Here is a 682-nt window from a genome sequence, read left to right on the forward strand (position 1 = left end):
GCAAGAGGAGTATTTTGACTTCAGTTTCTGGGACGCTGCCGCGGAAGACGTTGTCTATTTGACTACATGGCAGTACGACCACACGAGGTATGCTGGAAGCAAGGTGGCGGTTAAGGGTCCTGCTGGATTCCATAGACTGATCATCGGTGTGGACCGCGCGTTCTTTGAGCGTGTGTACGTTCACTGTTTGCGTTCCGGCGACACTTCGTTCATCATCAATCACGTGGTCTCTGCCGCTTCCACTTTCAATACCAAGATGAGCATCAACGGCGCTAACATCCGCGCTGTCAATCGTGTGGGCATGGACGTGTTCTTTGACGCGGTGATTGCGATATATATGATCGCGTATCGCACCCGTTGGATGGGAACAAAGACCCTGCATCACATGATTGAGTCAGAGAAGGGCGTACGTGGCGACCATAAGATCGGATTCACTGGCGCTTTTAAGGCGCTGTGGAAAATTGTCGCGTCGCTTACCACTGGCAAGCTCTTCGAATCGATTGCTGAGGTGTGGAACAAGTTTGTCAACAAGTGCGGCGAACTTAATTCTGCTGGTGACTTGGACGTCGAACTGTTGCAATCCGTCCGCCAGCTCAGCTTCTCGGAGCTGTTGCAGTACAACGCCAAGTACGATGGAGCGTACCCGGCCCTGCACGACATACGCGTGGACTCGATTAAGATC

Annotated in this window: 1 protein-coding gene; it reads left to right on the top strand. The window is 52.5% G+C overall.

Annotation, left to right across the window (positions count from 1 at the left end):
• Positions 1–682 (top strand): hypothetical protein (locus ACO0LB_RS20505; protein ID WP_423052538.1); only part of this gene is annotated, 682 nt, incomplete at both ends.

The sequence above is a fragment of the Undibacterium sp. SXout7W genome (genome assembly GCF_049339385.1).
Lineage (GTDB): Bacteria > Pseudomonadota > Gammaproteobacteria > Burkholderiales > Burkholderiaceae_D > Undibacterium.